This window comes from Dactylosporangium sp. NPDC050588 (assembly GCF_040654975.1).
GTDB lineage: Bacteria > Actinomycetota > Actinomycetes > Mycobacteriales > Micromonosporaceae > Dactylosporangium > Dactylosporangium maewongense.
In genome coordinates, this window is the sequence record NZ_JBFAJA010000113.1 from 1 (window position 1) to 17,666 (window position 17,666).

10 protein-coding genes are annotated in these 17,666 nt (G+C 71.1%); 2 read left to right on the forward strand and 8 right to left on the reverse strand.

The genetic code is table 11. From position 1 onward, the window contains the following. Positions 1 to 3,149: beta-ketoacyl synthase N-terminal-like domain-containing protein (locus tag AB0I21_RS50195; protein ID WP_360572012.1), on the reverse strand; the 3,149-nt coding region annotated here is incomplete at its 3' end. Between the two features lie 276 nt (positions 3,150 to 3,425). Between AB0I21_RS50195 and AB0I21_RS50200 the strand changes: the two genes are divergently transcribed. Then, positions 3,426 to 4,625 (forward strand): cytochrome P450, encoded by a 1,200-nt coding sequence (locus AB0I21_RS50200; protein ID WP_360572013.1) that lies wholly within the window; start codon positions 3,426 to 3,428, stop codon positions 4,623 to 4,625. A gap of 83 nt (positions 4,626 to 4,708) precedes the next feature. Here the strand turns inward: AB0I21_RS50200 and AB0I21_RS50205 are convergent, their stop codons facing one another. The 4 genes from AB0I21_RS50205 to AB0I21_RS50220 form a co-directional block, all read right to left on the reverse strand. Beyond that, positions 4,709 to 5,848 (reverse strand): acyltransferase, encoded by a 1,140-nt coding sequence (locus tag AB0I21_RS50205; protein ID WP_360572015.1) that lies wholly within the window; start codon positions 5,846 to 5,848, stop codon positions 4,709 to 4,711. Between the two features lie 92 nt (positions 5,849 to 5,940). Further along, positions 5,941 to 7,413 (reverse strand): NAD(P)/FAD-dependent oxidoreductase, encoded by a 1,473-nt coding sequence (locus AB0I21_RS50210; protein ID WP_360572017.1) that lies wholly within the window; start codon positions 7,411 to 7,413, stop codon positions 5,941 to 5,943. Between the two features lie 130 nt (positions 7,414 to 7,543). Continuing rightward, positions 7,544 to 10,321, reverse strand: coding sequence for an AAA family ATPase (locus AB0I21_RS50215; RefSeq protein WP_360572019.1), 2,778 nt, complete (start codon positions 10,319 to 10,321; stop codon positions 7,544 to 7,546). A gap of 61 nt (positions 10,322 to 10,382) precedes the next feature. Beyond that, positions 10,383 to 11,660, reverse strand: a complete 1,278-nt coding sequence (locus AB0I21_RS50220; protein WP_360572021.1) for a hypothetical protein — start codon at positions 11,658 to 11,660, stop codon at positions 10,383 to 10,385. Between the two features lie 590 nt (positions 11,661 to 12,250). Between AB0I21_RS50220 and AB0I21_RS50225 the strand changes: the two genes are divergently transcribed. Continuing rightward, positions 12,251 to 13,429 carry a cytochrome P450 gene (locus AB0I21_RS50225; protein ID WP_360572022.1) on the forward strand — a complete coding sequence of 393 codons (1,179 nt, stop codon included), beginning with the start codon at positions 12,251 to 12,253 and terminating at the stop codon, positions 13,427 to 13,429. 100 nt (positions 13,430 to 13,529) lie between these two features. On the opposite strand, the gene AB0I21_RS50230 is transcribed toward AB0I21_RS50225, so the two are convergent. The 3 genes from AB0I21_RS50230 to AB0I21_RS50240 are packed head-to-tail and all read right to left on the reverse strand — an operon-like array spanning position 13,530 to position 17,516. Continuing rightward, the gene (locus tag AB0I21_RS50230) at positions 13,530 to 14,960 is read right to left on the reverse strand and encodes a carboxyl transferase domain-containing protein (RefSeq protein WP_360572024.1); all 1,431 of its coding nucleotides are present in this window, start codon (positions 14,958 to 14,960) and stop codon (positions 13,530 to 13,532) included. A gap of 10 nt (positions 14,961 to 14,970) precedes the next feature. Beyond that, positions 14,971 to 16,335 (reverse strand): crotonyl-CoA carboxylase/reductase, encoded by a 1,365-nt coding sequence (gene ccrA, locus AB0I21_RS50235; RefSeq protein ID WP_360572026.1) that lies wholly within the window; start codon positions 16,333 to 16,335, stop codon positions 14,971 to 14,973. Then, entirely contained in the window at positions 16,332 to 17,516 is a 1,185-nt protein-coding gene (locus tag AB0I21_RS50240) for a 3-hydroxyacyl-CoA dehydrogenase NAD-binding domain-containing protein (protein ID WP_360572028.1), read from the reverse strand. The genes ccrA and AB0I21_RS50240 overlap by 4 nt, the downstream gene beginning before the upstream one ends. Positions 17,517 to 17,666 lie beyond the last annotated feature (150 nt).

The window sequence follows — 17,666 nt, forward strand, 5'->3', positions numbered from 1 at the left end:
CCCACCCGCTGCGAACCCTGACCCGAAAACAACCACCCCACACCAACATCCGCCGCCGGCACCACAGGCAACACCAAACCATCCAACACACCATCGACCGCGACCGCCCGATACGGCAACAACGCCCGCCGCGCCAAACCCGCAGCAATCGCATGCGCCGACACCTCCGGACGTGCATCGACAAACCCCGCAAGACGCCCAACCTGCGCCTGCAACGCGGAAGGTGAACGCGCCGACAACAACCACACCGCAGGACCATCAGCAACGGCAGGAGATTCCGGCTCCTCGGCAGACTGCTCCAGGATCACGTGCGCATTCGTGCCACTCACCCCGAACGACGACACACCCGCCCGACGAGGGCGATCCGTCCGTGGCCACGCAACGGTCCGGGCCGCCAGTTCCACCGCACCCGCGGACCAGTCCACCTGCGGCGTCGGCGCGTCGACATGCAGCGACTGGGGCACGACTCCGTGCCGCATCGCCAGGATCATCTTGATCACACCGGCCACCCCGGCAGCGGCCTGGGTGTGCCCGATGTTCGACTTGATCGACCCCAGCAAGACCGGGCGCTCCCGGTCCTGTCCGTACGTGGCGAGGACAGCCTGCGCCTCGATCGGGTCACCCAACCGCGTGCCCGTGCCGTGCGCCTCCACCACATCCACGTCGGCGGCCGACAAACCAGCAGACGCCAACGCCTGACGGATCACCCGCTGCTGCGACGGACCATTCGGCGCCGTCAAACCGTTCGACGCACCGTCCTGGTTCACCGCAGAACCACGTACCACCGCCAGAATCCGATGACCGAGACGCCGCGCATCCGACAGCCGCTCCACGAGCAGGACCCCGGCGCCCTCGGACAGGCCGAACCCGTCCGCGGCCGCGGCGAACGACTTGCAGCGACCGTCCGGCGCAAGGTTGCCGTGCGTGCTGAACTCGATGAACATGCCGAGGCTCGGCATGACGGTCACGCCGCCGGCCACCGCCAGGGAGCACTCGCCGCGTCGCACCGCCTGGACCGCGAGGTGCAGGGCGACCAGCGACGACGAGCACGCGGTGTCGACGGTCACCGCCGGTCCTTCGAACCCGAACGTGTAGGAGATCCGGCCGGCGATGACGCTGATGGTGTTGCCGGTGAAGGCGAAGCCCTCGTGGCCGGAGCCTTCGTCGAGCCGCGGGCCGTACTCCATGCCCATGGCGCCGACGAACACCCCTGTCCGGGCGCCGCGCAGGGTGGTGGGGTCGATGCCGGCCCGTTCGAACGTCTCCCAGGTGGTCTCGAGCAGCAGGCGCTGTTGCGGGTCCATCGCCAGCGCCTCGCGTGGGGAGATGCCGAAGAAGTCCGCGTCGAACAGGTCGGCGTCGTAGAGGAACCCGGCTTCGCGCTGGTAGTAGCGGCCCGGCCCGGTCGGCGGCTCGGCGTAGGCGGCCTCGTTGTCCCAGCCCCGGTCGGTGGGGAACTCGGACACCAGGTCGGCGCCGTCGACCAGCAGCGGCCAGAGCGCCTCGGGGTCGGTCACTCCGCCGGGCAGGCGGCAGCCCCAGCCGACGATGACGATGGGATCGTCGTCGCCGACCGGCGGGGAGGGCGCCGGGTCGGCGGGTGCCGGGTCGTCCCACCCGGGCACGAGCTCGGCGTGCAGGTATTCGGCGAGCCGGCGCGGGCTGGGGTAGTCGAAGATGGCGGTGGCCGGGATCCGCAGCCCGGTCGCCGCGGCGACCCGGTTGCGGACGGCCATGCCGGTGACGGAGTCGAAGCCGAGCTCGCCGAACGTCAGGTCCTCGTCGAACGCTTCCACGTCGAGCGCGGCGCACTCGTGGCGGATCAGGTCGATCAGGTGCCTGCGCTGCTCGGCGCGGGCCAACGGAATCAGCTCGGCGGCCAGGGTCGAGGGTCCTGGGACGGTGTCATCGGCCGGTCGTTCGTCGAGGCGCCGGCCGAGGTCGTCGGGCAGGGTCGCGGCGGGTTCGCCGTAGACGGCGGCCGGGTCCAGCCGGGCCCCCGCCACGTACAGCTCGGCGAGGGAGGTCGCCAGGCGTCGGGGTCCGCCGTCGCCGCGGCGCAGCGAGCCGGCGACGGCCAGCGGGCGGTGGGCGTGTTCCGCGGTGTGCAGCATCGCGGCGGTGAGCACGGGGTGCGGGCTGATCTCCAGCGCGAGCTGGTAGCCGGCGGCGAGGGCCGCTTCGGTCGCCAGATCGAAGCGGGCGATGCCCCGCAGGCAGCGGCACCAGTAGTCGACGTCGGCGGGCGTGTCGCCAAGGGGTCCGCCGAGCGCCGCGGTGAACATGGGCAGTGCGGCCGGTCGCGGCCGGATGCCGGCCAGGTCGGCCGTCATCCGGGGGACGATGCGTTCGATGTGCGCCGAGTGGGCGGCGTGGGCGACGGCGGCGGTCCGGGCGTGGACACCGCGCTCGTCGCAGACCCGCCGGAGCTCGGCGGCGGCGTCGGCGTCGCCGGTGACGACGACGGAGCCGGGCCCGTTGACGACGCCGACGACGAGCCGGCCTTCGAATCGGTCGAGCATCCGGCGGACGTCGTCGAGCGGTGCGAGGACGGAGACCATCGCGCCCGCCCCGGCCAGGGTCTGCTGGGCCTGGCTCCAGAAGGCCATGATGCGGGCGCCGTCATCGAGGCCGAGCACTCCGGCGACGACGGCGGCGGGCACCTCGCCGATGCTGTGTCCGAGGACGGCGGACGGCTCGACGCCGGCGGCGCGCCAGACCTCGACCAGGCCGAGGGTGACGGCGTACAGCGAGGGCTGGATGACGTCGGTGCGTCGCAGCGTCTCCGCCGGTGCGTTGCCGCGCAGCACGTCGAGGACCGGCCAGTCGACGAAGGGCTCCAGCGCCTGCACGCACTCGTCGACGCGCCGGGCGAAGACCGGTGAGGTGTCCAGCAGGGCTGCGGCCATCCCGTCCCACTGGGCGCCCTGGCCGGGGAAGACGAACATGACACGGTCGTCGTGCACCGGCTCGCCGTGGACGAGTGCGGGGGTGTCGTCGCCGGCGGCGACCGCGGCCAGCGCCAGGGCGAGGTCGTCGCGGCTGCCGGCGACGACGGCCGCGCGCGGTGCCCGGGACCCGCGTTCGGCGGCGAGCCGGGCCAGGGCGTGCGCCGTCGCGCGCGGGTGCGCGGCGTCGACGGTCGCCAATTGGTCCCGGACGATTCGCGCACGCCAGGCGGGTGATCCGGTTCCGGGCAGGACCCACGGCAGGAAATCTTCTGCAGGGCTCGCGTACATCCGCTACCAGGGCTCCTTCTCGAATGACACCGCAACGCAGTTCGAGCCTCACACGGCGCCTACCGACCGGACACCCCTAAGAAACCCCTAACGACCTCGTGAACGTTTTTCCGGAGTACTGGTAAATGCCTGTCGGCTCTACGCTCGGGTCGCAATGGTCCGGTCGCCCCGACGTCTGGAGAAGAAATGACCGACACGGTATCAAACGCTCCCGCGCTGCCGACCGCGCGCACCTCACCATTCGACCCGCCGGAACCGTTGCGGGAGCTGCGGCAGCATTGCCCGGTCTCGCACATGACATTTCCGGACGGTCACGTCGGCCGGCTGGTCACCAGTCATGCGGCGGCCCGGTCGGTCCTTGCCGACTCCCGGTTCAGCTCCCGGCAGGAATTGTTGCGTTCGCCGATTCCGCTGCCGATGCCGGAGCCGCGCGTGCCGGCCGACCCGGGCAACTTCATCCGCCTGGACCCGCCGGAGCAGACCCGGTACCGCCGGCTGCTGATGAGCCAGTTCACCGCGCGCCGGCTCAAGCAGCTGGAACCGCGGATCACCGAGATCGTCCACACGCAGCTGGAGGCCATGGCCGCCGCGGGCACCCCCGCCGACCTGATCCCGGTGTTTGCGCTGCCCATCCCGTCGCAGGTGATCTGCGAGCTGCTCGGTGTGCCGTTCGAGCAACGGGACCAGTTCCAGCGCGACCTGGGCACGCTGCTCAACGTGACCTCGTCGCTGGACGCCATCGTCGCGGCGCACCGCAGCGCCGACAGTTTCGTCGAGGAGCTGGTGCTGAACAAGCGCGCGCGACCGGCCGACGATCTGCTCAGCAGCCTGGCGGCCCTGCCGGAGCTGACGGTGCAGGAGCTCAAGAGCATGGCATTCCTGTTGTTCGCGGCGGGTTACGAGACCACCGCGAACATGCTCGGCCTGGGGACTTTCGCGTTGCTGACCGCGCCTGACCAACTGGCTGCACTCAAGGCGGACGACACGCTTGTCGAAAATGCCGTCGAGGAATTGCTGCGCTATCTCACCATCATTCATATCGGGCCCGTCCGCACCGCACTGGCGGACGTGGAAGTCGACGGCGTCGCGATCCGCGAGGGCGAGAGTGTCACGCTTTCGCTGAGCGCGGCGAACCGGGACCCGGCGAAGTTCGCCGACCCGGACACGTTCGACATCAAACGTAATGCCTCGGGTCATCTGGCATTCGGTCACGGCGCGCATCAGTGCCTGGGCGCCCAGCTGGCGAGAATGGAGATGCGGATCGCCTACACGGGCCTTTTCCGGCGTTTTCCGAAGCTGCGCCTGGCGGTGCCGGCCGAGGAGGTCGAGGTCGCCGCGGACATGACCATCTACGGGGTGCACCGGCTGCCGGTGCGCTGGGACTGAGCCGGGCCGTCACCGCACACGCTGACGCGTATCCCGACAGCGGGATACGCGTCAGTTCGTCTGGGATTTTCACCGGGGTCCGGTCAGGCGCTGGACGAGGAGACCGCCGGCACGGTCCGCGCACGGGCCGGCGCGGGGTGGCTCCAGCGTCGGGCGATCGGCCGCTCGACGGTGATGTAGAGCAGCCAGGCGAGCAGGATGCTCAGCGCGACGGCCAGGGCCACCAGCCCGAGCGCGACCGGGGTGCTGAACTTCCGGTCGCCGAGGAAGAACGGCCGTCCCCAGTACAGGACGATGGCGTGCGACATGAACAGGGCGTAGGAGATGTTGCCGAGCCAGAGCGAGAGCCGGCTGCCGAAGAACCTGTTCGTGCCGCGGATCTCGGTGCTCGCGGCGGCGAGGACCAGCAGCGCGGACGGGACGACCTCGGCGGCGACCACACCGTACGGCATCGGCACGATCAGCATGCCGAAGTAGGTCACGCCCAGGATCGCCAGCGCCGCCCACAGCCGCAGCCCGCTCCACAGCCGTTCCCGCACGACCCGGGCCAGCACCATGCCCAGGAGGAACTCGCCGAGGCGGGCGACCGGGAAGTTGTAGGAGAACCAGTACTGGTAGACCGGCAGGTTGATCACCGGGATGGCGGGCCGTTCGGGCATGACCAGGACCGCGATGAACGGCACCGCGATCGTCGCCAGGAGGGCGCCCACCGCCCAGTACCACAGCCTCGCGCGCGGGATGCGCTGCACGCTGCGCAGCAGGAACGGGAAGAGGGCGTAGAAGAAGACCTCGCAGGACAGCGACCAGGTGACCATGTTGATGCTCGATGCGACTTCCAGTCTGGGCACCCAGGACTGCACGAGCAGCAGGTTGAGCAGGGCCACCCAGGCCGGCGCCCCGCCGAGGAGGATGAGGCACGCCGCCCAGGTGACGGCGTGGTTGGGGAAGATGCGGAAGAAGCGGCGGCGGTAGAACATGCGCGGCGTGTCGTCGTCGCGGGCGGACCAGGTGAGCACGAAGCCGCTGAGGATGAAGAAGAACGTGACCGACACGAAGCCGATCTTGCTGATCAGGAACACCAGGATGCCGTTGAACTTCTCGTCCTGGAACACCGTGATCGGCGGCAGGGCGATCGCGTGGAACACGACGACGGCCACCGCACCGAAGAAGCGGAGCCCGGTCAACGAGGGCAGCCGGTCGGGGAGCCGGACGGGCGCAGTCATGAGTTACTCCTCAAGGTGGGGACCAAGGCAGTCATGGCCGGGTGGCCCACCCGCCGTGGCGAGCGGGCACACCCGGCGGGAGCGCCGACGGCTCAGCCGGCCGCGACCGCCGCTTCCGAGGTCACCCGGCTGATGCCCAGACGCGGCTCGGTCACCAGGTACAGGCCGCTGGCCGCGTCGTACAGGTCGTTGGCGTCGATGTACATCGGCGCCATGGTGACGCGCTGGTTCGGCGAGGACTCCTCGGCCCGCAGCCGGGCCTGCTCGGCGGCGCCGAGCAGTTCCTGGACCGGCTTGGCACCGCCGGTCGCCGCCGCGTCGATGGTCTCCGTGATCGGCGCCGCCGCCGTGCCCGCCCGGTCGGCCGCCTCCCGCAGGTCGGTGAGGCCGGCGATGATCTCGCCGAAGGCCAGGTCGGCGCTCTGGGTGTCGCCCTGCGCGGCCCGGCTCAGCGTGTCGGCCAGCGCGAAGTACCGGTCCTTGCCGGCGTGCTGCTGGTAGAAGCTGATGACGAGCGTGAACAGGCGGTGGTACGCGTTGCGGTACAGCGACTCGAAGAACGCCTGCGCCTCCGGCTCGTTCACCTCACCCCGCTGCAGCGACAGGATCGACGCCGCCGACAGCATGCCGCTGTACATGGCGAGGTGGACCCCGGTGGACAGCAGCGGGTCGAGGAAGCACGCGGAGTCGCCGACCAGGAAATAGCCGTCGCCGCAGAACTTGTCCGCGGCGTACGAGAAGTCCTGCTCGATCCGAACGCCCGGCAGTTGGGTCGCCTGGGCGAGCACCTGCTTCATCGTTTCCGACTCGCCGAGGACCGCCGCGAGCATGGCCTCCTGCGAGTCGAACTCGCGGCGCCGTTCCACGAAATTCGTCTTGTGCGTCACGAAACCGACGCTGAAACGGTTGTCGCGCAGCGGAATGAGCCAGTACCACCCGTCCGGGGAGGAGATGACGTTGATTCCTCCGGCCGGGCTGTCGGGCAGCAGTTCGGCATTCTCCCAGTAGCCCCAGATCGCGACGTTGCGGAAGATCTCGTGCGGCCGCCGGTTGTTGTAGTGCTGGGCGGAGATGAGGCCGGCGCGGCCGGAGGCGTCGATGACGTAATCCGCCGTCTCGGTCCGCAGCTCGCCGCCGGCCGGCTGCCACTCCACACCGACCGCCCGGTCGCCGTCGAACAGGACGCGCTTGACGTGGGCCTGCTGCACGACCTCGGCGCCGCTGTCGGCGGCGTTGTCCAGCAGCACCTGGTCGAAGATCTCGCGGTCGACCTGCCAGGAGCGGGTGTCGGCACCGAACTGCGCCGTCCAGTCGATGACCCAGTCCTTCTCCTGGCCCCACCGCATCAGCACCCCCGTCTTGGTGGTGAAGCCACACGCGTTCACTTTCTCCAACGCGCCGACATAATCGATGATCGCGCGGCAGGACGTCGTGATGGACTCGCCGATGTGATAGCGCGGAAACTCCGCCCGCTCGAGCAGCTTGACCTCCACCCCACCCTTTGCGAGAAGCCCGGCGGCGGTCGACCCGCCGGGCCCACCACCGATGACGATTACCTTTGGCATCGCGTCCGCCATTCTCTCGGAGATTCCGGCCGGGGCATCGATCCCGGTCAGCCATCTTCGACCCTATTAAGGCGTAATTCGATGCCCCAACCCCTAAGCGCCCCAGACCCCAGGGAATTGCTGCGGGGGCTCAGGCAGAATCCGCCATGGTCGGCATGCAGGCCGCGGCCAGGTCGGCGCGATTGGTCACATTGAGTTTCCGGTACGCCTTGGTGAGGTGCTGCTCGACGGTGCTCACGGTGATGTAGAGCTTCTGCGCGATCTCCCGGTTCGTGTGCCCGGTGGCGGCCAGGGCGGTGACCCGCCGTTCGGCCCGGCTCAGCTTCACCAGGCCGCCGTTGGGCTGCTTCGTCACCATCGACTCGGCGTGCTCGTCGGAGGACTGGTGCAGCAGGCTGCGGCGCAGCGGCTCGGCGCGGCACTCCGTGGCCAGGCGCACCGCCTGCTGGAACACCGCGTTGGCCCGCTGCCGCTCCCCCATCGCCTGGTGCAGCTGGTGCAGGTCGGCGAGCGCACTCGCCAGCTCGAAGCGGTCGCCGGAGGCATGCAGGGCGTCGACGGCCTGCCGCAGCAGTGGCATGCCCCCACGCGTGCCGCTGCAGGCGGCCATCGCCCGCAGCGTGATGCCGGCCGTCCGGGTCAACCCCTGCTTGGCGCGTGCCAGTTGGGCGTTGGCGAGCTTCTGGGCCCGGTCCCGGTCGCCGCGTTCCAGGTACAGCCGTGCGGCGGCGCCACGCCAGGGCACGAAGGACGGCACGTCCATCTCCCACTCCACGGCGAGCTCCCCGCAGGTCAGCAGGTCGCTCAGCGCGACGTGCCAGCGTTCACACGCGGCGAGGTAGAGCCCACGCGCGTAGAGGTAGCGCAGACCGAACCTCGTCTTGAACATCTCCTGCGGCACCGGTGCCTTGGCGTAGACGCCGGCCGCGTCCAGGTCACCCATCATCGTGGTCGCCTGGATGTACGTGGCCAACGGCGCGCCCACGGCCACGCCCCAGCCGCGCGGGGCGATCCGGTCGAGGGCGGCGCGCGCGTACCGGGCGGCGTTGGGCAGGTCACCCTGGTACAGGGCGATCTCTCCGCGGATGGCCTCGAGCCGGGCGTTCCACGTCGGCGCGTAGCGCTCCGACGCCGCCGCGAGCAGCGGTTCACACCAGGTGAGCGCCCGTTCCGCCTGATCGGAGTAGAGCAGGGCCAGCAGCGCGGACTCCGCGGGCTCCAGCGTGGTCTCGTCGACCTCGGTGCCGCAGCCGCGCAGGATGTCCTCCGCGCGGCGCACGACGTCCTCGGCGCCGCGCGTCAGCACCTCCGACAGCAGCGCCGCGCCGAGCAGGCGCCCGTCGGCGAGGTCCGCGCCGTCCAGCGACTCCGGCTGCTGCGGCGGGTCCGGCACCATCTTGGCCAGCGGCGGGTGCCACGACCGCAGCCACCGCTGGATCATCCCGAGCTCGCCGTCGCGGCGCTCGCCACCGGGCCCGCCGAGCCCGCCGCGGCGGCCGGTCGCCTCGATGACCTCCATCGCCTCGCCGGTCATGCCGTGCCACACCAGCGACTTCGCCACCGCGGTGACCTGCCGGGCGGAGAGCAGGCCGCGGCGTGACGGCTCGATGAGCAGGAACACGTGCCGGACGGCGGCGACCGGGTTGCGCCGCCACACGACCCCGGCCAGCCGGACGAGCGCGGAGACGCGCTCGTGGTCGTCCAGGCTGCTCTCCAGCGCCAGGCTGAGACAGTCGCTGGCGAAGTCGAGGTCGTCGGACGCGGTGGCGACCTCGGCGGCCTCCCGCAGCAAGCGCTGGGTCCACCGCTGCCGCGTCTCGCCGGTTTCCAGCAGGTGCCGGGCCACCGTCGAGGCGGAGGCGCCCTGCAGGTACAGCAGCTCGGCCGCGCGTTGGTGCAGCCAGCTGCGGGCCTCGGGGCGCAGGTCCGCCAGGACGGCGGCGCCGCTCGCCGGATTGCGGAAGTTGCCGCCGGTCACCAGGCCGGCCAGTTCCAGCCGGCGCAGCGCGGTCCGGGTCTGCTCCCGGCCGAGCTCGACCAGGTCGGCCAGGAGCGGGACGCCGGTCGGCCGGCCCAGGACCGCGACGCCGCGGGCGACGGCGAGCGTCTCCGGCGAGCTGCGGTGCAGGCACGCCACGAGCGCCTGCCCGAACGCCCGGTCGGGGCGGCGCGGATCCGCCGCGCGTATGTCGTCCAGCACGGCGCGGACCAGCAACGGGTTGCCCCCGCTGAGCCGGTGGATGTCCGCGGCGGACAGCGGCAGCGGCGCCGGGTCGTGCTGCGTGTCCGTCTGCGCGCGGACCAGGGCCGCGACGCCCTCGACCGACAGCAGGGTCAGGTCGATGCGCCGCCAGTGCTCGTTGCGCAGCAGTTCGGCCTGTATCAACGCGGCCGTCGCGTTCTCGTCGTCGGACTGGGTGAACACGAACAGCGTCGGGGTCCGCCGCAGTCGCGAGGCCAGGTCGAGCAGTTCCCGCAGGGACTCGTGGTCGGCGCACTGAACGTCGTCGACCATGATCACCAGGGGGCGGTCCGCGGTCCAGGCCAGCAACTCGGCGTAGAGGATGCGCAACGCCTGCGTCCCCGCGGCGTCCCCCGGGGTCGTCCACGGGACCGCGTCGACGAACGTGTCCATCTGCGCCCGGAGTCGTCCGGGCGCCGCGCCGCCGCCGAACAGTTGCACCAGGACGTCGAACGGGACCTCGGCCCCGGACCGTTTCGCGGTGGCGCTGAGCAGCAGCACGCCGGCTTGCGTCGCCCGCTCCGCGAACGCGTCCAGCACCTCCGTCTTCCCACAGCCGGCCGGCCCGCTGATCAGGGCGAGCTGGCCCACTCCACGCCTGCATTCCGACAGCATTTCCTCGAGGATGGACAATTCGTCAGTTCGCTCTGTCAGCGCCATGGACATCCCGCTTCCCCGTGTGTTGCTGCGGTCGCCGGCGGCCCGACGGCACCGGCGACCGCGGCCGTCACTTGCTGCTTGTCGCACCTACCCCCGGCTCGTCCGCCGCGGTCGGCAGAGGCCTGGTGACGGTCTTCGTACCGTTGGTCGCCGGCTTCTTCGGCGGCGTGGTGGCGGCGTTCGCCGCGTCCTGGGCGGACTCGAACTCCGGCGGCACCGGATAGTCGGGCATGAGATAGCGAGGCCCCTGGCGCTTCACCTCGTCGGGGATCATCGCGCCGAGGCCGCCGTCCTCGTTGATGCCCTTCTCCACGATCGCCATGGAGTGGAAGAAGTGGATGCCCACCACGGTGCGGTCGGTCGGCCGGCGCCGGTAGGTCGCGTCCGACGTCATCGCCTCGTAGTTCATCCCGTCGACCATGTCCTTGAGGTAGCCGACGCCGGTCGACGGGCTCGAGAACTCGGTGCTGGAGCCGCCGAACCCGGGCCAGTACGACGTTTCCATGTCCTCGATGACATAGAGACCGTCCGCGGCGAGCCGCGGAAACAGAAACTCGAACGACTTGATCTGGTCGGAGTTGAAATGGCTGCCGTCGTCGATGACGATGTCCAGCTCGCCGGTTTCCTCCAGCACCTTCGACAGGAATTCAGGATCGGCCTGGTTACCGCGGAACGTCCGCAGCCGCTGGGTCTCCAGGAAACGTTTGTCCTCGATGTCGATACCGAAGACCAATGCCCGCGGGAAATAGCGTTTCCACATCTCCAGCGAGGCGCCGCCACGGTCGGCCTCCTGGAAACCGCCGATGCCGATCTCGAGGATGCGCACCGGCCGGTCACGATAGGGCCGGAAGAACCGGTCGTACTGGCGGGCGTACCAGCGGGCGCCCCACTTGTCGGAGCCGAAGCGCAGGGCGAGACCGGCGAGGTCGGCGTTGCGGCGGGCCCGCTCCGCGAAGAGTTCGCCCCACGGCACGCCGGTGCCCCGGTCACCGCTCGCGAGCGTGTCCGCCACCTGCGCGAGCCCGGAGACCGAATCCGGCCCGAAGACCGCCCGCAGCATCCCGGCGAATGCCGAGAGGTCCTGGTGGATGCGTACGTCGGCCTCGTCGGCGCCGGCGCGGGACAGATCCTGGCTCCAGGGCAGCGGCTCGACGCTCACCTGTCCGCGCTCGGCCCGCACGAGGTAGCCCACCACGTGGCGGGCGATCTCGAGGTCGTGCTGCACGACCAGCTTCTCCCGGCCGTCGTGCGGCAGGACGTCCAGCAGCACCTCCTGGTACAGCAGTTCCAGGACGCAATGATGCTGCAGCCGGTTCGCAATTCGGAGAATGGCTTCGTCGTCCACGCCCGCCGCGTTTGCCAAATCGGCGACCGCGGCTATTCTGCTTTCCATCGGGCCAAACCTCATCCCTGGTCGATCGTCGCCCACCGGGCATGCCGAGGTAATGACTATCATCGCTGGTCCGGCAGGGTGAACCCCTAAATTCCCGGGTGTAGGGGTCGCATTTCTGGTCTACTCACGCAGTGGCCATGAATTGCTCAGCTCCCCCGAATTGCATTCAATCCGCCAACACGATATAGACGCCTATAATTGCGATTGGCCATGCCGCCCACGCGCTGCGGCTACCACGGCGGACTGACCGGACGCCGACGCCGCCGGACCCGACAGTCCGCGCCTCGATCGACACTCATCGAGACGTCAGACTGATTGACATCACTGCAAGTTTGCCAGGGATCACCGCAAGCAACAAGGTTTCGCGTGGGTAGGGCGGAAATGACCCGACACGCAGCGCAAACGCCCAACTGTGCGCTACGTCACAGATCGTCATACCCCCTGGCCCGCAGGTATAGGGGTTAACGGCCGCCGCGCCCGCCGTTAGCTTCGATCTGGCCTCGCGCGCCCCAGCGGGCGAGACGGACGATCACGGAGGCACCATGCCAGACGCCAGATTCCCGTTCCCGGAGTCGGGGGGCGCAGGCCCCGCACCCGAACTCGACGAGATCCCCGACCGCCGTCCCTGCCCCGTGGCCCTGTACGGCGGCGCCCCCGCACTGCTGCTCACCTCCTACGAGGACGTGCGCCGCGTGGTCACCGATCCGCGGTTCGACCGGGTCGGCGCCGCGCGGGTCGGGCTCACCAACCGTTCTCCGGACTCGCTGCAGCACGACAGCGCCGACGCACCCGACCCGGCCCGCCGGCGCCGGACCATCACGACGGCGTTCACGGCCCGGCGAGCACAGACGCTGACCCCCGAGATCGACGCCATCGTCGCCGAGCTGATCGGCGACCTCCGCGCCGCCGGCCACGAGGCCGAGTTCCACGACGCCTTCGCGCAGCCCCTGGCGGTCCGGGTGATCTGCCGGCTGCTCGGCATCCCCTACGCGGATTACAAGACGTTCGGGCCGCTGGTGGAGATCCTGATGTCGGCCACCGCATACCCGCCCGAGCAGGTCGGCAAGGCGCACGGTCAGCTGTTCGCCTACTTCGCCGAGTTCTACGACCGGCGCGCCGCCCAGCCGGACCCACAGGAGAAGGACGTCCTCACCGACCTCATCGAGGCGACCCGCTCCGGCGAGCCGATGAGCCGGGAGGACGCCATCCACGCCGGGTACGGCCTGCTCATGGCGGGCTACGAGACGACCAGCCACCAGCTCGCCATCTGCCTGTACGTGCTGCTGTCGCAGCGGGACCGCTGGGAGCGGCTGCTGGCCGAACCGGAGCTCGTCCCGACCGCGGTGGAGGAGCTGCTGCGCTGGACCTCGCTGCTGTCCACCGGCGGCGCGCCGCACATCGCCGGGGTCCCGGCGACGCTGGGCGACACGCCGGTCGAGCCGGGCCAGGTCGTGGTGCCGGTGTTCGCGGCGGCGAACCGGGACCCGCAGGCGTTCGATCGGCCCGACGAGCTCGTCCTGGACCGCAGCCCCAACCCCCACCTGGCGTTCGGGCACGGCCGGCACGTCTGTCTGGGGGCGTCGCTGGCCCGCCTCGAGCTGACCGCCGCGATCTCGGGCCTGCTGCGGGAGCTGCCCACGCTGCGGCTGACCGGGGCGGACCTCGAGTGGCGGGAGGGGACGTTCATCCGTGGCCTCACCGCCCTGCCCGTACGGTGGTGACCCCGCGCACGGCGGCTCACTGGTGACACCCATCGGCACCCCGGCGATCAGGCCGGGGTGCCGATGACTGTGGGCCGGAGACCGGGCGGCCCGGCCGGGGTCACAGGGGGATGTTGCCGTGCCCGCCCCGCCCCGCGGGAGCCGTGGCCAGCGCCTCGGCGATCCGGCGCCGGCTGACGGCCGGGTCGATCACCTCGTCGATCACGCCCAACCCCACACCGCGCTGGGTACCACCGGAGATGCGGCGGTGCTCGGCAATCAGCTCCTGCCGCAGCCGCTCCCGGTCGGCCTCCGGCGCCGCGGACAGGGCCCGGCGGTGCAGGATCCCCACCGCCGCCTCCGGTCCCATCACGTCGACCTCGGCGTCCGGCCAGGCCAGCACGGTGGTGGCGCCGAGCGAGCGGGAGTTCATCGCGATGTAGGCCCCGCCGTACGACTTGCGCACCACGAGGGTCACCCGGGGCACGACCGCCTCGCCGAACGCGTACAGCAGCTTGGCACCGCGCCGGATCACCCCGCCCCACTCCTGGTTCAGACCGGGCAGATAGCCGGGCACGTCGACCAGTACCAGCAACGGGATGCCGAACGCGTCGCAGGTCCGCACGAAGCGGGCCGCCTTCTCCGCGCTGAGCGAGTCCAGACACCCACCGCGACGCAGCGGATTGTTGGCCACCACACCGATCGCCCGGCCGGCGAGGCGGCCGAAGCCCACGACGATGTTGCGAGCCCAGAGTGGCTGCAGCTCCAGGAAGGCGAGGCCGTCCGGGCCCGGCTCGTCGAGCAGGCGGGCGATCACCGGGTGCACGTCGTACGCCCGGCGCGCCGACGCCGGCAGGACCTCCGCCAGGCCCTCGTCGTCCTTGACCGAGGACAGGTCGAACCAGCCGGGGCGGGCGAACACGCCGACGAGGTGACGGGTGACGCCGTACGCCTCGGTCTCCGAGCCGGCGCTCACGTGCACGACGCCGGACTTACGCCCGTGTGCCTCGAGGCCGCCCAGCCCTTCCATGTCGATCTGCTCGCCGGTGACCGAGCGGACCACGTCGGGACCGGTGACGAACATCCGGCCGCCGTCCGCCATGACCACCACGTCGGTGAGCGCCGGACCGTACGCGGCGGCGCCCGCGGCGGGGCCCAGCACGACCGAGATCTGCGGCACCCGCCCGGACGCCCGGATGATCGCGGCGAAGATCCGACCGACGCCGTCCATCGACTGCACGCCCTCGGTCAGCCGTGCCCCGCCGGAGTGCCACAGCCCGATCACCGGGACCCTGTCGCGCACCGCGAGGTCGATGGCCGTCACGATCTGCATGCTCTCCTCGGCGCCGAGCGAGCCGCCGACCCGGGTCGCGTCGGTGCAGAACACCACCACCGGGCTGCCGCCAATCCGGGCGTGCCCGGCCTTCACCGCGTCGTCCGGGCCGAACAGCCGCAACGAACCCGGATCGACCAGTTGGGCCAGGCGGGTCAGCGGCGCACGGGGGTCGCCCGTCACCGGGTCCACCGCGGCATTCACCTCGACCGTCGTCATGTGCGGAGCCTCAATTCCCTTCCGAGGCGGCGCCGGGGCCGGCGGGCCGGAACCGGTTGATCGCGGGCTCGTGGAGGGCACGCAGCTCGAGGTCCGAGACACCGCTGCCCGCCTCGGCGAGGCAGAGCACGCCGACCTTGCCGTGATGCCGGTTGCCGTGCACCTCCTCGACCGCCTGCCCGACCCGGTCCAGCGGGTACGCCGCCGACAGCGTCGGGTGGATCCGGCCGCGCGTGACCAGACGGTTCGCCAGCCAGGCCTCCCGGTAGTTCGCGAAGTGGGAGCCGACGATGCGCTTGAGGTGCATCCACAGGTACCGGTTGTCGTACTCGTGCCGGTAGCCGGAGGTCGACGCGCAGGTCACGATGACACCGCCGCGGCGCGCGACGTAGACCGAAGCGCCGAACGTCTCCCGCCCGGGGTGCTCGAACACGATGTCCGGGTCGTCGCCGCCCGTCAGTTCGCGGATCCGTTCGCCGAGGCGCCGCCACTCGCGCGGGTCGGGGGTCTGCTCGTCGGCCCAGAACCGGTACTGCTCGACGCTGCGGTCGATCACCGCGGAGGCGCCCATCGCCCGGCAGGTCTCGGCCTTCTGCTCGTTGGACACGACGCAGATGGGGGTGCCGCCGCCGTTGAGGACGTACTGGGTGGCGTACGAGCCGAGACCGCCGGCGGCCCCCCAGACCAGCACGTTGTCGCCCTGGCGCATGGCCGCGCCGTGCTGGGAGACCAGCTGCCGGTAGGCGGTTGAGTTCACCAGCCCGGGCGCGGCGGCCTCCTCCCACGTCAGGTGCGCCGCCTTCGGCATGAGCTGGTTGGCCTTGACCAGGGCGAGCTCGCCCAGGCCGCCGAAGTTGGTCTCGTACCCCCAGATCCGCTGCTGCGGGTCGAGCATCGCGTCGTCATGCCCCTGCGGCTCCTCGAGCTCGACCGACAGGCAGTGCGCGACCACCCGGTCGCCGGGCTTCCAGAGGCGCACCCCGGGCCCGGTGCGCAGCACGACCCCGGCCAGATCGGAGCCCACCACGTGGTACGGCAGGTCGTGCCGGGCCGCGAGGCCACCGGTGCGCGCGTACCGCTTGAGGAACTCGAACGTCGGCACCGGGGCGAACAGCGCGCTCCACACGGTGTTGTAGTTGATCGAGCTGGCCATGACCGCGATCAGGGCCTCGCCCGGTCCGGGCTCGGGGGTGGCCACCTCCCGCAGGTGCAGCGCCTTGCCGGGCTGCCGGTCCGCCATCGCCACCCCGGCGAACATCTCCTGCTCCTCGGCCAGGAGCACCGCCGCCCGGTAGCTCTGCGGCACGGGGAGCGCCTCGACGGCGCCGCGGTCGGCCCCGGCCGACTCGAGGGTCTCCACGAACGCACGATTCATCGACCTGCCCCTTTGCTCGGGCGCTGTAGATGGAAGCCGGCGCCGGTCTTGCGGCCGAGGCGGCCCTCGGCGACGAGGCCGGTGAGCAGCGGCCCCGGCCGGGTCGCCGGGTCGCCGAACTGCTCGTGCAGGCGATGCAGGATGGCGAGGGAGACGTCGAGGCCGATGGTGTCCAGCAGGGCGAGCGGGCCGATCGGGAAGCCGTGCACCTGCTCCATCTCCCGGTCGAGCTCCGCGACGCCGGCCTGGCCGCGCTCCACCATGCCGACGGCGTCGTTGAGGTAGGGGAACAGCAGGTAGTTGACGATGAAGCCGGACCTGTCCGGGCAGGAGACGGGCACCTTGCCCAACCGCCGGGCGAGGGCCCGGGCGGCCACGACGGTCCGCAGGGCGGTGTCCGGGGTGTGGCCGACCTCGACGAGCTTCATGACCGGCGCCGGGTTGAAGAAGTGCATCCCGACCACGTCGGCCGGGCGTCCGGTCACCGCGGCGCAGTCCGCCACCGACAGGCTGGAGGTCGTGGTCGCGAGCACGGCGCCCGGCCGGCAGACCCGGTCGAGGGCGGCGAAGACGGCGCGCTTGGCGTCCTGCTGCTCCACCACCGCTTCGATGACGACGCCGCAGTCGGCCAGGTCGTCGATCGAGGCGCTCACCCGGAGCCGTCCGGCCGCCTCGGCGCCTGCCGCGGCATCGATCCGGCCGCGGGCGACCGCCCTGTCCAGCGCCGCCGAGACGGCGCGCCGGGCGGCCGCCGCCTGCTCGTCGCCGCGGGCCACGAGCGCGGTGCGCAGACCGTGGACCACGAGGGTCTGTGCGATGCCGGCGGCCATGGTCCCGGACCCGACGATGCCGACGCACGACGGCGGGACGGGGTCCACCGGCTCCGCCGCGTCGGGCTGCGTGAGCGGGCCGAACCCGCGGCCGGCCCGCCCCTGCCGCGCTTTGGCGGTCAGCAACGGCGCCGGGGTCACCGCCGCGCCGGCCATGAGCTCCAGCGCCCGGTCGACGCCGATGCCGTCCAGCATGGCCAGCGGGCCGGCGGTCAGGCCGCAACCGAGACGCATCGCGGTGTCGATCGCCGAGCCGCTGACATATCCCTGTTCGCACAGGACTGCGGCCCGGTTGAGATATCGCAGCAGCAACACGTGCCCGGCAGCGATCCCATGCTCCTGTACCGTCATCGCCACCCCTTGATCGCGTCGTTTCACGCGGCCGCACTGCCGGATCAATGCGGACTCTAAGAGAGTGCGGCGGGCGGCGGTAACCCCTACAAGCGATTGCCGCGCCGCTTGTCTAGGGGTTCACACGAATTCACGCATACTGATGCTTGT